This is a genomic window from Amycolatopsis sp. A1MSW2902 (genome assembly GCF_017312175.1).
Taxonomy (GTDB): domain Bacteria; phylum Actinomycetota; class Actinomycetes; order Mycobacteriales; family Pseudonocardiaceae; genus Amycolatopsis; species Amycolatopsis nivea.
In genome coordinates this window covers 6,812,875-6,825,708 of the sequence record NZ_QJPO01000001.1, presented here as the reverse complement: position 1 = coordinate 6,825,708, position 12,834 = coordinate 6,812,875, and the positions used below count along the sequence as shown (strand labels likewise).

Sequence of the window (12,834 nt, the reverse complement as noted above, 5' to 3'; positions counted from 1 at the left end):
TTCTCACCGGCCGCTGGTCAGGGCGCGGCGAGGGGCTCCAGAAGGGTGGCGTCGCCGACTTTCCCGGCGTGGTTCGGACGGCCCCACAGCGCGCGGTACACCTCGTCGGCCGGACCGGCGAGCGTGAGGTCCGGGACGCCTTCGCCCAGCATCGGCGGCTCATCCGGCCGCAGCAGCACGGTCCACGTCCGCGTGTCGGTGCTGACCTGGACGATCCCCTCGCGGCCGCTCGGCCGGGCGCTGCGTGGGGTCAGGAAGGCGAGGAACTCGTCGATGCCGTCCTCGGCGAATTCCGTGCGGTACCGGGTGACCGGCGGCTCGGGCAAGGCGCTTTCCGCGTCGAGTCGGTGGATGGCGAACTCGTGCGCGAGCCGGCGCGTCCAGTCGCCGACGGTGATCGGGCCGCCGTGCGGGAACGGCGAGCGCAGCGGGGTGTCCGCCGGACGCCGCAGGGCTTCGCGGACGGCCATGCGTTCGCCGTCCCAGCGGCCGAGCGCGTCCTCCCACGTGGTCGCGCGCTGCGGCTCAGCCTTCTGGTCGGTGATCGCAGCGACCGTGTACGAGAGCACGGCCGTCAGATGCGTCACCAGGTCCAGCACTGTCCACTCCGGACAGTTCCGGACCGGCGCGGCCGGACCCGCGGCGAGCGTCGCGGCCTTGATCCGGTCGGCGTGGATGTCGATCGCTTCCAGCAGCCGTGGCGCGTCCATGCACTGACCGTAGCCTGCGCACCCGGACCCGGCGGCCGAATTCGATGAGCACGACCAGCAGCAGCCCGAGCAGGAGCGACAGCAGCAGGCCGTACGCCGGACGGTCGGCGAACGCGGCCCCGCCGGCGAGCCCGATCAGCGCGCTGTACACCGACCACAGCGCCGCGCCCGCGGCGTCGAGCGGCACGAACCGGCGCAGCGGATAGCCGAGACTCCCATTGGCCAGCGCGCTCGCGACGCGGCCGCCGGGCAGGTAGCGCGCGGCGACGATCAGCAGCGGCGCTTGCCTGCGGACCTGGTCGCGGGCCCATTCGTAGCGTTGCCGCCCGGACGGTCCGCGCTGCAGCCAGGCGACGGCGCGCGGACCGGCGGCGCGGCCGACCGCGTAGCCGAGACAGTCGCCCGCCCACGCCCCGGCGGCGGACACGACGACCAGCAGCGCGAGCCTGCCCGGGTCCGGTCCGATCAGGACGGCGACGGTCACCACGGTCGTTTCGCTCGGCATGAACGGGAGCAGCGCGTCCAGCCCGGCGATCGCGAACACGAGCACCCACAGCCAGGGCGAGCCGAGTGTGCCCCGGATCAGCTCGGTGACGTGTTCCAGCAGTTCCACCCGCTCATCGTCAGCACTGAAGGTCACCAAGGGGTGACCCAGCGGGGTGCGGGTGGTGAACAGGTGGGTTCAGCGCGGCGCGACGCTTTCCCAGGACACGGTCAGCTCGCCGAGCCGGCGCCGGTCCGGATTGCCGATGACCGGCCAGCCGCGGTCGGCGAGCATGGCGACGGTGGTGGTCCAGCGGGCGCGCACGCCGAAGGAACGGTGCGGTGCCGCGGCGGCCCAGCATTCGTTTAAAGTGGACATCAGGGCGTGCACGCGTTCGCCGGGAATGTTGCGGTGGATGAGGATCTTCGGCAGTCGTTCGGCCACTGTGGACGGACGGTCGAGTTCGGCTAGGCGCAATGACAGGGTCAGCGTGCGCGGACCGTCCGCCCCGACGACGACCCACGTGACCAGCCTGCCGATCTCGTCGCAGGTGCCTTCCACGAGCAGGCCGTCCGGCGGCATCGCGTCGAGCATCAGCTGCCACGCACCGGGGACCTCGTCCTCGGCGTATTGGCGGAGCACGTTGAACGCGCGCACCAGGACCGGCCGCGTCCCGGCCAGCTCGAACCCGCCGCGCCGGAAGTCGAGCCGGGGCGGATCAGCGGCGGGAAGGGCGGCGGCGACGCGCTCCGGGTCGAGTTCGAGCCCGAGCACCCGGACGTCCGGCCGCACGCGCGCCAGCCAGCGAGCCAGTTCGACCGTCGTGACCGGCGACGCTCCGTAGCCGAGATCGACGACAAGGGGACTTTCGCCGCGCCGCAGCAGCCGCGTGACGCCCGGGTCGCTCGCGAGCCAGCGGTCGACCCGGCGCAACCGGTTGGGATTGGTGGTGCCCCTGGTCGGGGCTCCCACCGGGGTCAGGCGTGCTCGGCCAGCCACTGCGCGGTGAACTCGTCCTCGTGCCGCAGCAGGTTGACCACCTGCTCGGAGACGAACTCCTCGATCCGGCCGCCGAAGAGGGGGATGCGCACGACGACCTCGCCGGTGGTGCGGAGGAGGACCTTGCCGTCCTTCGGGCTGAGGTAGGTCGAGGCGCCGATCTCGCCGGGCACGCCGCCGACGCTGACGTCGGACCGGCCGGTGTACTCGTCGCCGGACCGCTTCCAGGTCTGGGTGCGGTTGACGATGATGTCGCCCTTGTGCAGGGCGCGGACGGCTTGCGGGAGTTTGGCCGCCTTGATGCCGTGCTGGAGTTCGTAGCGGACGGAGTCGCCTTCGGCGGTGTAGGCGAGGAGTTTCGCGTCGTCGCCGCCGAGGGCGGCTAGGCGGGCTTGGAGGGCGTCCTTGCCTGCGACTGCGGTGAAGACGTTTTCGAGCGAGCCGGTGAATTCGCCGCGGTGCTCGATCCGGGATCCCATGTGACGGACAGTACCGGGAGGCCGCGGCTTCGCCGCGGAAAGAGGGTTGCGTGGGGCACCCCGAAGCCCAATTGTGCTGACGGGCGGTGGGTGCTTGTCAAGGCGGGAAAGATGCCTTGACAAGCACCCACCGCCCGCAGGGAGGCTTCGTATCGGGGTGCGGGGGAGGGGCTGGGTGCCTCGCTCGTCGGGTGCATCGGCTGCGGTTTAGGGACGTGAGGGGGGCCCTGAGGGAATCAGAGTCAATGAGGGTGGCCCTCACGGACGGGTCGATGGGGGTGAGTGGGTGGGCAGTACCGTCAAGCTTTGTGGACATCGCTGAAACGCCTGGTCTGGTTCGTCTCGCCGACTTCACGACCCTCCGATTGGGCGGGCCGGTTCGCCGGTTTGTCACCGCGACGACCGCTGCTGAGTTGGTCGCTGCGGTGCGGGCGGCGGACGAAGCAGGCGAGCCCGTCCTGCTGCTCGGGGGCGGGTCGAATCTCGTCGTCGGTGACGAAGGCTTCGACGGCACCCTCGTGCGGATCGCCAACACCGGGTGGACCCGTGATGGCGACATCGTCGAGGTGGCGGCCGGGCAGGAGTGGGACGCGTTTGTCGCTGCGCTCGTCGACGACGGTCTCGGTGGGCTCGAGTGTCTCTCCGGCATTCCGGGGTCGGTGGGGGCGACGCCGATCCAGAACGTCGGTGCGTATGGCGGCGAGGTGGCTGAGTCGATCGTCTCCGTCGAGTTGTACGACCGGGCCGCGAAGGAGGTGCGGACGGTCAAGGCTGACGAGCTCGGCTTCGCTTATCGCACCAGTGTGCTCAAGGGCACCGACCGGGGCGTGGTGCTGAGTGTGCGGTTCCGGGTCGATCCGAGTGGGCAGTCCGCGCCGATTCGGTACGCCGAGTTGGCGCGCACGCTGGGTGTCGAGATCGACGCGAAAGTCCCCGCCGCGCGGGCTCGGGAAGCGGTGCTTGGGCTGCGGCGTGGCAAGGGGATGGTGCTCGATCCGGTCGATCACGACACCTGGAGTGCGGGGTCGTTCTTCACCAATCCGATCGTTCCCGAGGAAGACGCGGCGGCGGTGCTGAGCCGGATCGCGGAGTCGGCTGAGGGGAAGATCCCGCAGTATCCGGCGAGCGGCGGGGTGAAGTTGTCCGCTGCGTGGCTGATCGAGCGGGCCGGGTTCGGTAAGGGGTACCCGGGGCCGGGGGGTCGGGTTTCGCTGTCTACCAAGCACACTCTCGCGCTTACCAACCGTGGTGGGGCCAGTACGGCGGATCTGCTCGCGCTGGCCCGCGAGGTCCGCGACGGGGTCGAGGCTCGGTTCGGGGTGCGGCTGTATCCGGAACCACTGCTGATCAACTGTTCGCTCTGAAGCATCCGGGGTAACCCGGGTGAGCAATCGACAGTAAACCGGCAGCAACCGGACACCGGGTGAAACGTCTTGCGGGGTGGAGAGGAATTTCCGGTTCGCAGGTAACGTCGAATCGCTCACCGGCGCTGTTCTGCGTGGGAGAAGCCGGTGCGGGGGACAAGTGGAGGTAAGACCGTGATCGAGCGCCGTACGGTGTTCAAGGCCGTTCTCGCGACCGGCGCGGCGGCGCTGGCCGCCGCGTGCTCGGGCGGCAGCAACGACGGCACCGCGGTGCCGCAGGGCGGGAGCGGCGACAACGGCGGCAAGCCGGTCGCCCCGGTGGCGAAGCTCACCGCGACCCCGGCCGTTGGGGCCAAGGACGCGAGCGTGCGCGAGCCGGTGGTGGTGAAGGTCACCGAAGGCAAGTTGACCGAGGTCAAGCTCACCAACGAGGGCGGCGACGAGATCAAGGGCGAGATCGCGCCCGACGGCCTGTCCTGGACCAGTTCCGAACCGCTCGGCTACGGCAAGACCTACAACTACGCGGCCAAGGCGACCGGCAGCGACCAGCGGCCCGCCGAGCTCAAGGGGTCCTTCGCGACGGTCAGCCCGGCCAAGACGGTGCGCGCCACGCTGAACCCTGGCGACGACGCCGAGGTCGGCGTCGCGATGCCGATCAGCGTGAAGTTCAACGGGGCCGCTCCGAAGGACCGCGCCGCCGTCGAGAAGGCGCTCAAGGTCAAGACCAGCAAGGACGTCGAGGGCTCGTGGGCCTGGCTGTCGGCGAACCAGGTGGACTGGCGGCCCAAGGAGTACTGGCCCGCCAACACGACCGTCGAGGTCGAGGCGAACCTGTACGGCGTCGACCTCGGCGGGGGCGTCTACGTGAAATCGGACGTCAGCACCAAGTTCAAGATCGGCCGCAACCAGGTCGTGAAGATCCACACCCCGGACCATGTGATGAAGGTCTACCGCGGCGGCGCGGAGAGCGCGAGCTACCCGTGCTCCAACGGGCTCGACTCGGACGTCCAGCGCAACACCCCGAACGGCACCTTCATCATCATGTCGAAGGAGCCGCACGCGGTCTTCGACAACGCCCGCTACGGCTACACCAACGTCAACAAGAAGTGGGCCTGCCGGTTCTCCAACCACGGCGAGTTCATCCACGAGAACCAGGACAACGCGGCCGCGATCGGCAAGACGAACAACTCGCACGGCTGCGTCAACCTGCTCGAGGCGGACGCCAAGGCCTACTTCGACACGGCGATGATCGGCGACCCGGTCGAGGTCACCGGTTCGCGGCTGGGCAGCCCGACCAACTCCGACGTCAAGGACTGGTTCTACGACTGGTCGACGTGGAAGTCGCTCTCGGCCGCGAAGTGATCCACTAGCCGTCTGCTAACAAGTAGAAGTGAACACTGAGGTAACCGGGGCAGGCGGCGTGCGGATCGCACTGCGCGTCGAGGGCCCGGAGAACGCGCGTCCGATCGTCTTCGTGCACGGCTGGGCCCAGTCTGCCGCGGCCTGGTCCGCTCAGCTGGCCGATCCGGCGCTGAGCGGGCAGTTCCGGCTCGTCGCGATGGACCTGCGCGGGCACGGCGGCTCCGACGTGCCCGACAGCGGTTACGACGATCCCGCGCAGTGGGCGGGCGACCTCGCCGCGGTGCTCGACTTCGCCGGTCCGGACGCGATCGTCGTCGGCTGGTCCTACGGCGGGCTGGTGATCGCCGACTACCTGCGCGAGCACGGCACCGCACGGCTCGGCGGCATTGTGCTGGTTGGCGCGATCACCGAGATCGGCCGCAAGCGCGAAGGCGGCGCGACCGGGCCGATCATGCGGGCCGCGCTGCCCGCCGCGCTCTCGGACGACGCGGAGGTGGCGATCCCCGCGCTGGTCGAGTTCACCCGGGCCCAGGCCACTCCGAAGGTGCCTGGCGCGTACGCGCAGGCGATGCTCGGCAGTTCGCTTTCGGTGCCGCCCGCGGTGCGCGGCGCGCTGTTCCGGCGGGACATCGGCAGTGGTGACGTGCTTGCCGCGGTCGACAAGCCGGCGCTCGTCGTGCACGGTTCGGCCGACGGTGTGGTGGATCCTTCGGCGGCAGAGTATTCGGCCGGGAAGATTCCGGGGGCGGTCCTGCGTTGGTTCGTTGAGGCCGGGCATCTGCCGTTCGTCGAGGAGCCGGAGGACTTCAACTCCGTGCTGCGGCGGTTCGCCGGGGACGCAGCCGAGTAGCAGGAGTGACCAGGTGACCCTCAAGGGATTCATCGCTGAGCCGCGCCGGATCGCGGTCTTGTCCGTGCACACCTCCCCGCTCGAGCAGCCGGGCACCGGCGACGCCGGGGGGATGAACGTGTACGTCAGCCAGACCGCGCAGGAGATGGCGCGGCGCGGCATCGAGGTCGAGGTCTTCACGAGGGCGACCTCGTCGGAGCAGCCGCCGCTGGCCGAGCTGGCGCCCGGCGTCACGGTGCGGCACGTGCCGGCCGGGCCGTTCGAGCCGCTGGCGCGCGACGAGCTGCCCGCGCAGCTGTGCGCGTTCACCTCGGGCGTGCTGCGCGCGGAGGCGTTTCACGAGCCGGGCTACTACGACCTGATCCACTCGCACTACTGGCTGTCCGGACAGGTCGGCTGGCTCGCCCGCGACCGGTGGGGCGTGCCGCTCGTGCACACCGCGCACACGCTGGCGAAGGTCAAGAACGCGTTGCTCGCCGAGGGTGACAAGCCCGAGCCGCGGACGCGCGTGATGGGCGAGGAGCAGGTCGTCGCGGAGGCGGACTGCCTTGTCGCGAACACGCAGGTCGAGGCTCGGCAGCTGGTCGATCTCTACGGGGCCGCCACGCACGCGGTGCACGCCGTGCCGCCGGGCGTCGACCTCGAACGGTTCACTCCCGGCTCGCAGCTGGACGCGCGGCGCGAGTTGAACCTGTCGCCGGACGCTGTGGTGCTCGCCTTCGCCGGACGGATCCAGCCGCTCAAGGCTCCGGACGTCCTGTTGCACGCGGCGGCGGAAATGCTGCGGCAGCGGCCGGAATTGGCGTCGCGGCTCGTGGTTTTGGTCGTCGGCGGACCGTCGGGGACCGGGTTGGAGCAGCCGCAGGCGTTGCGGGAACTGGCGGTGTCGCTGGGCATTGCCGAGCAGGTGCGGTTCCTGCCGCCGCAGACCGGGCTGAAGCTGCGCACGGTGTTCCGCGCGGCCGACGTCGTCGCGGTTCCGAGCTACAACGAATCCTTCGGTCTGGTCGCGCTCGAAGCACAGGCGTGCGGTACGCCGGTGGTGGCGGCGGAGGTCGGCGGGTTGCCGGTCGCGGTGCCGCACGGGGTTTCCGGGCTGCTGGTCCCGTCGCACGGCGCGGCGGAATGGGCCGACGCGCTCGCCGCGGTCGCGCTGCGGCCGGACCGGCGGGCCGAACTGGCGGCCAACGCGGTACGGCACGCGCAGCGGTTTTCCTGGCGGCGCACCACGGATTCCTTGCTGGACATCTATGCTCAAGCGACCAGAGCGTTCCGGCAGGCGCTGGAACTGCGGGCGGAGGTGGCAGTGTGAGCCTTGACGCGACTATCAAGTCCACTTTGGACTCAAGTGGGCTCAAATACGACCGTCGCGGCGAAGGCCGTTATTTCGTGACGTTGCCGGGAACCAAGAAGCTGCAGACCAACTGCTGGCTCGTCGACGGTGACCACGCGTTCTCGGTGGAGGCGTTCGTCTGCCGCCGTCCGGACGAGCGGCACGAGGACGTGTACCGGTTCCTGTTGCAGCGCAACGCCCGGCTCTACGGCGTGCACTACACAGTGGACAGTCTCGGCGACATCTACCTGGTCGGCCGCTTCGGCAAGGAGACGGTGACCGAGTCCGAACTGGACAAGATCCTCGGCCAGGTGCTCGAGGCCGCCGACGGCGATTTCAACATCCTGCTGGAAATCGGGTTCGCCACCTCCATCAAGCGCGAATGGGACTGGCGGGTTTCGCGCGGCGAATCGCTGGCGAACCTCGAGGCGTTCAAACACCTCGCCGAACCCGCCGGAGGGCACGAACCGGGGTTGACCGAGTCGTAACCGATTCCGTGCAACGGGTCCGCCCGGTCGCTTCGTCTCACCGCCAACGACTGGAGGGAGACGGGAATGCGGACTCGATGGAGATACGTGCTCGCGGGAGCCGCGGTGCTGCTGCTGGCCGGATGCAGCGGCGGCACCAGCGCGGATTCGGCGAGGTCGGCTGTCGCGCCCGCGCAGCGGCAAGAGCAGGGGGCGGCACCGAAGCAGGGCAACGCGCAGGCGTCGGTGCCCGAGCCCGGCGCGACTGATCGCAAGCTGGCGCGCAGCGCACGGCTGGAACTGACCACCCCGAAGACCGACGAGGTCGTGTCCCGCGCCAAGGCGATCGCGACCGGCGCGGGCGGCTACGCCGGGCAGGAGAGCGCGACGGACGATTCCGCGTCGCTGACCTTGGCCGTGCCCGCGGAGAAACTCGACGGCGTGCTGGAGCAACTGGGCGGGCTCGGCCAGGTGAAGCGGCGGGAAATCAGCGCACAGGACGTGACCTCGCAGGTGGTCGACGTGGACGCGCGGCTGGCGACCCAGCGGGCCAGCGTCGAGCGGATCCGCGCGCTGCTGGCGAAGGCGCAGTCGGTGTCCGAGATCGCGTCCGTCGAGAGCGAGCTGACCAGCAGGCAGGCCACGCTGGAGTCGCTGGAGCGGCAGCAGGCGTCGCTGGCCGGGAAGGTCGCGATGGCGACCGTGTCGCTGTCGGTGACGAAGCAGGCGGCCGCGGCGGCGGAGGAGACGGGCGGCTTCCTCGCCGGGCTGTCCGGGGGATGGGACGCGTTCGTCGTCTTCTGCAGCGGGCTCGTGCGCGTGCTCGGAGTTTTGCTGCCGTTCTTGATCGCGTTCGGGATCCCGGCGGGCGCGGTGTTCTGGTGGCTGCGGCGGCGGAAGGCCAGGCCCGCGGAGTGAGGGGCTGGCGGAACGGCTCGAGGGAGGGGGGAGTCGCGATCTCGAGCCGTCCCGCTGCAGGTCCCGCCTTGCTGGACCCGGTGACGAGGGGGATGCCAACGGGGCCGGCGGGCCGCGGCTCGGCAGGGGGGGGAGACGAGCCGCGGTCACTGCCCGTGATCAGCCGGGAGTGCGTGGAATCCGGCTGAGCGGGACATGCCCAACCTGTCAGATGTCGACCAGTAATCACAAGACTACTGGTTACTCCGTTCGAGTGAACTTTGCTGACGGGGATAACAGTGTGCAGCGCCTTGCACTCTTTGGCCTGCTTGTCGGCAACCCGGCTGCGCGTCGGGTGAAGGCGTTACTCCCGGGTAACGCACTCTGGGTAGAGGGGTGGACGCACTACTGGCGGCGCGGACCCGTTCTGGCAGGCTGATGGCCATGGCCGAACTTGGGACCCTGGTGCTGCTGCGGCACGGGCAGAGCACGTGGAACGCGGAAAACCTGTTCACCGGCTGGGTGGACGTGCCCCTTTCGGAGACCGGCGAGCGCGAAGCGCGCCAGGGCGGGCAGCTGCTCGCCGAGGCGGGGCTGCTGCCGGACGTGGTGCACACGTCGCTGCTGCGCCGGGCGATCAGCACGGCGAACATCGCCCTCGACGCCGCCGACCGGCACTGGATCCCGGTCAAGCGCGACTGGCGGCTCAACGAGCGGCACTACGGCGCGCTGCAGGGCAAGAACAAGAAGCAGACGCTGGACGAGTTCGGCGAGGAGCAGTTCATGCTCTGGCGCCGCTCGTACGACACGCCGCCGCCCGCCATCGACCCGAAGGACGAGTTCAGCCAGTCCGGCGACGCGCGGTACGCCGACCTCGGCGACCAGGCCCCGCTGACGGAATGCCTGAAGGACGTCGTGGCCCGGCTGCTGCCGTACTGGGAGTCGGCGATCGTCCCCGACCTCAAGGCAGGCCGCACCGTGCTGGTGGCCGCGCACGGCAACTCGCTGCGCGCGCTGGTCAAGCACCTCGACGGGATCTCCGACGACGCCATCGCCGCGCTGAACATCCCGACCGGCATCCCGCTGCGCTACGACCTGACCGCGGACCTCAAGCCGGTCAAGGCGGGCGGCGAGTACCTGGACCCGGAGGCGGCGAAGGAAGCCGCCGCCGCGGTCGCTAACCAGGGGCGCTGAGCCCTTCCGTTGCTGGCCTGCTCGTGAGTGGCGTTGCCGGTGAGAACCGGATGCCGCTCACGAGCACGGCGCGGCCGGGGGCCGCTTCTAGCTGCCGCTCACGAGCCCTCGCCGGATAGCGCCCGGATCCCGGACACCTTCCACTCGGTGCCCTGCCGGACGAGGTCGAGGTGGACCGGTAGCCGGTTCTCTCCGGGGTTCTGGCCGCCGCTCGTCGTCACCAACGCCGACAGCACCGCCGACGCCTTGGTGCCGTCCTGGCTGAGTTCGGTCAGCGCGGCGGTCGAATCCGCGCCGAAGGCCGCCTTCTTCCCGGTCTTGCGGATGCTGTCCACGGTTTCCTGACGGCTCTGCCGGAACTGCGACAGCAGCGGGTCGGCGGCCACCTTTTCCCACTTCGCGTAGCTGCCGTCGATGTCCTTCGGGTCGATGGTCATCAGGATCCCGCCATCCCGGACGGCCGCGTCGACCGCGGCGTCCCGGGTCGTCGCGAGGCTGTCTGCGGGGCTGGGCGCAGCGGTGAGCTTTCCGCGCGGGTCGAAGTTCAAATCTTGCAGCTGCCAGTGCCCGTTCGCTTTGCCCGCGGTGACCAGGATGAGCGCGACGCCCTGATTTTTGGCTCCGTCGGGGCGTTTGCTGTGCTGCGCGGCCACCACCAGCATCCGCGCGTGGTCCGGGGTCAGCTCGGCCAGACCGGTTTCGAGCACCTGCGTCTGCGTGGTGACCGGCTCGGTGCGGACCTCGGCGAAGGTCTTGTCGAACTGCGCGCGGGCCCCGCCGGTCAGGTATTCCTGCTCGGTTTTCGCGACCTCGTCCGGCTTCGTGGAGTCGTAGCTGAACGCCGTCTCCATGGCCTTTTTGACGCCGGACACCGCGTCGCTGGTCGCCTTTGCGTCCACATAGGCCACATTCGCCGGTTCGGGAGCGGGCGCGGGCGACGCGGGTTGCTGGGACGCGGAGCATCCGGCGGTGAGCAAGGCCGCGGCGAGAACGGCGCGCCTCACAGCAGGCCCGCCTCCCTCGCGAGAGCACCTGCTTGGAACCGCGACGTCGCACCCAGGACATCCATCAATTCGGCCACCCGCCGACGGTACGTCCGCAGCCCGACGCCCATCGCCCGGGCCGCCTTCTCGTCGGTGGAACCGGAAGACAGCAGGTCCAGCAGCTGCGGCGTGTACTGCCGCAGCTCGGCGAACCGCGTTTCGTACGCCTCCATCGCGGTCGACGAGCGCCAGGCGGCCTCGAACAGCGACGAGATGCCCCGGACCAGATCCGGGGCGGTCACGACGTTGTAGCCGGGGCCGGCGGCGAGGATCGCGACGCGGCCGTCGAGCAGGATCGTCTCGTTGATCTCGTGGTCGCTGATCCGGACCTCCGCGCCGAACCGCTGCAGCATCCGCAGGTGCTCGGCTCCCGCCGGGTCGAGCATGACCCGCGACAGGTAGACCTTGCGGATCCGCAGCTTCCGCTCTTTCGGCAGCTCCTGGGCGAATTTCTGCATCGCGGACCAGGTGTGCAGGTCGTTCGCGGCGCAGGCGAACTCGTCGGCTCCGGCGAGCAGGTGTCCGGCGCGCTCGACCAGTTCTCGCTCGTCGCGGATGTTCGCGACTTCCTCGGCTCGGGGCACGTCGTCCAGTGTTCCCGCGTTGGCAGCTTGCTGCCAAACCCGCCGCGACGGCCGGCCGCGCAGCACGCTGGAGACATGACCGAAACGACACTTCCCGCCGCTGCCGCGGGCACCTGGCAGCTCGGCTCCCGCACCGTCAACCGGCTCGGCTTCGGCTCGATGCGGCTCGGTGGCTCGCTCGACCCGAACGCGCCGGTCGACGCCGACCGCGCGATTTCGGTGCTGCGCCGGGCCGTGGAACTGGGCGTGAACCACATCGACACCGCGGCGTTCTACTTCGGGGCCACCTGGTCGGCCAACGCGTTGATCAAGGCCGCGCTCGCCCCGTATGGCGACGACCTCGTGCTGACCACCAAGGTCGGCCCGTCGCGCGACGAATCCGGCCAGTTCCGGCCGTTCGCCCGTCCCGACGAACTGCGCGGCCAGGTCGAGCAGAACCTGCGCGAACTCGGCCGCGAGCGCATCGACGTCGTCAACCTGCGCATCGGCACCGGCCTCGACCGCGGCACCGGTTCCCTCGCCGAGCACTTCGGCGCGCTGGCCGAACTGCGCGCCGAGGGGCTGATCGGCGAGCTGGGGATTTCCAACGTCAGCGCCGAACACCTCGCCGAGGCACAGGCGATCGCGCCGGTGGTGTGCGTGCAGAACCAGTACGGCCTGTCCGCCCGCCGCGAGGACGACGAACTGCTGCGGCTGTGCGGCGAACAGGGCGTGGCGTTCGTGCCGTTCTTCGCGGTCGCGAGCGGACAGTCCGACGCGGGCGAGCGGGTCGCCGAGGTCGCGCGGCGGCACGACGCGACGGAAGCTCAGGTGCGGCTGGCGTGGACGCTCGCGCAGGGCCCGCACGTGCTGGCGATCCCCGGCACGGGTGACCCGGCACACCTGGAGCAGAACGTCGCCGCGGCGGCGCTCGAACTGACCGACGAGGACCTCAAAACCCTCGAGGACCATTCAGCACGCTGAACACCGAGCGCGTCGATTTGGCCGGAAGATCTCGATCGGGTGAACGGGGCCTGACCCCGAGGCGAATATGTACCCCTCAGGTGTCACTCGCCTCACGACAGGGCT

General features: G+C 70.1%; 13 protein-coding genes and 1 pseudogene. 8 read left to right on the top strand and 6 right to left on the bottom strand.

Annotated features, from left to right (window positions below; all coding sequences use genetic code 11):
- Nucleotides 1-17 precede the first annotated feature (17 nt).
- From DMP23_RS31610 to DMP23_RS31595, 4 genes and pseudogenes are all read right to left on the bottom strand, one after another.
- Nucleotides 18-629, bottom strand: a pseudogene (locus DMP23_RS31610) (maleylpyruvate isomerase family mycothiol-dependent enzyme); the annotation flags it as partial.
- Nucleotides 526-1,323, bottom strand: a complete 798-nt coding sequence (locus DMP23_RS31605) for a DedA family protein (protein WP_337823308.1) — start codon at nucleotides 1,321-1,323, stop codon at nucleotides 526-528. The gene DMP23_RS31605 and the pseudogene DMP23_RS31610, both read right to left, overlap by 104 nt.
- 69 nt (nucleotides 1,324-1,392) lie before the next feature.
- Nucleotides 1,393-2,193 (bottom strand): class I SAM-dependent methyltransferase, encoded by an 801-nt coding sequence (locus DMP23_RS31600; RefSeq protein ID WP_134663657.1) that lies wholly within the window; start codon nucleotides 2,191-2,193, stop codon nucleotides 1,393-1,395.
- Entirely contained in the window at nucleotides 2,172-2,672 is a 501-nt protein-coding gene (locus DMP23_RS31595) for a DUF2505 domain-containing protein (RefSeq protein WP_037807589.1), read from the bottom strand. The genes DMP23_RS31600 and DMP23_RS31595 overlap by 22 nt, the downstream gene beginning before the upstream one ends.
- Nucleotides 2,673-2,980: 308 nt before the next feature.
- Between DMP23_RS31595 and DMP23_RS31590 the strand changes: the two genes are divergently transcribed.
- The 7 genes from DMP23_RS31590 to DMP23_RS31560 all read left to right on the top strand — a co-directional run bounded on the left by DMP23_RS31590 (nucleotide 2,981) and on the right by DMP23_RS31560 (nucleotide 10,139).
- Nucleotides 2,981-4,036 carry a UDP-N-acetylmuramate dehydrogenase gene (locus DMP23_RS31590; RefSeq protein WP_337823307.1) on the top strand — a complete coding sequence of 352 codons (1,056 nt, stop codon included), beginning with the start codon at nucleotides 2,981-2,983 and terminating at the stop codon, nucleotides 4,034-4,036.
- A gap of 174 nt (nucleotides 4,037-4,210) precedes the next feature.
- Nucleotides 4,211-5,398, top strand: coding sequence for a L,D-transpeptidase (locus DMP23_RS31585; RefSeq protein WP_037818816.1), 1,188 nt, complete (start codon nucleotides 4,211-4,213; stop codon nucleotides 5,396-5,398).
- A gap of 28 nt (nucleotides 5,399-5,426) precedes the next feature.
- Nucleotides 5,427-6,248: an alpha/beta fold hydrolase gene (locus tag DMP23_RS31580; protein ID WP_238603471.1), complete on the top strand. Its 822-nt coding sequence runs from the start codon at nucleotides 5,427-5,429 to the stop codon at nucleotides 6,246-6,248.
- Nucleotides 6,249-6,261: 13 nt separating this feature from the next.
- On the top strand, nucleotides 6,262-7,560 hold the full coding sequence (mshA, locus tag DMP23_RS31575; protein WP_051729643.1) for a D-inositol-3-phosphate glycosyltransferase: 1,299 nt from the start codon (nucleotides 6,262-6,264) through the stop codon (nucleotides 7,558-7,560).
- Nucleotides 7,557-8,069 carry a YbjN domain-containing protein gene (locus DMP23_RS31570; protein ID WP_134733637.1) on the top strand — a complete coding sequence of 171 codons (513 nt, stop codon included), beginning with the start codon at nucleotides 7,557-7,559 and terminating at the stop codon, nucleotides 8,067-8,069. The genes mshA and DMP23_RS31570 overlap by 4 nt, the downstream gene beginning before the upstream one ends.
- A gap of 66 nt (nucleotides 8,070-8,135) precedes the next feature.
- Nucleotides 8,136-8,966 (top strand): DUF4349 domain-containing protein, encoded by an 831-nt coding sequence (locus DMP23_RS31565; protein ID WP_337823306.1) that lies wholly within the window; start codon nucleotides 8,136-8,138, stop codon nucleotides 8,964-8,966.
- Nucleotides 8,967-9,389: 423 nt separating this feature from the next.
- Nucleotides 9,390-10,139 carry a phosphoglyceromutase gene (locus DMP23_RS31560; RefSeq protein ID WP_037818901.1) on the top strand — a complete coding sequence of 250 codons (750 nt, stop codon included), beginning with the start codon at nucleotides 9,390-9,392 and terminating at the stop codon, nucleotides 10,137-10,139.
- Between the two features lie 98 nt (nucleotides 10,140-10,237).
- Here DMP23_RS31560 and DMP23_RS31555 read toward each other — a convergent pair whose 3' ends face one another.
- Nucleotides 10,238-11,143 (bottom strand): hypothetical protein, encoded by a 906-nt coding sequence (locus tag DMP23_RS31555; protein WP_337823305.1) that lies wholly within the window; start codon nucleotides 11,141-11,143, stop codon nucleotides 10,238-10,240.
- Complete coding sequence (locus DMP23_RS31550) at nucleotides 11,140-11,766, bottom strand: DNA-binding response regulator (RefSeq protein WP_337823304.1); 627 nt, start codon at nucleotides 11,764-11,766, stop codon at nucleotides 11,140-11,142. Before DMP23_RS31550 ends, DMP23_RS31555 begins: the two co-directional genes overlap by 4 nt.
- 75 nt (nucleotides 11,767-11,841) lie before the next feature.
- On the opposite strand from DMP23_RS31550, the gene DMP23_RS31545 reads away from it, so the two are divergent.
- Nucleotides 11,842-12,729 carry an oxidoreductase gene (locus DMP23_RS31545; RefSeq protein WP_337823303.1) on the top strand — a complete coding sequence of 296 codons (888 nt, stop codon included), beginning with the start codon at nucleotides 11,842-11,844 and terminating at the stop codon, nucleotides 12,727-12,729.
- Nucleotides 12,730-12,834: the final 105 nt, after the last annotated feature.

Coding starts and splice junctions, on each gene's coding strand:
- DMP23_RS31560 (WP_037818901.1), top strand. CDS start 9,390: ATGGCCGAACTTGGGACCCTGGTGCTGCTGCGGCACGGGCAGAGCACG.
- DMP23_RS31595 (WP_037807589.1), bottom strand. CDS start 2,672: ATGGGATCCCGGATCGAGCACCGCGGCGAATTCACCGGCTCGCTCGAA.
- DMP23_RS31545 (WP_337823303.1), top strand. CDS start 11,842: ATGACCGAAACGACACTTCCCGCCGCTGCCGCGGGCACCTGGCAGCTC.
- DMP23_RS31565 (WP_337823306.1), top strand. CDS start 8,136: ATGCGGACTCGATGGAGATACGTGCTCGCGGGAGCCGCGGTGCTGCTG.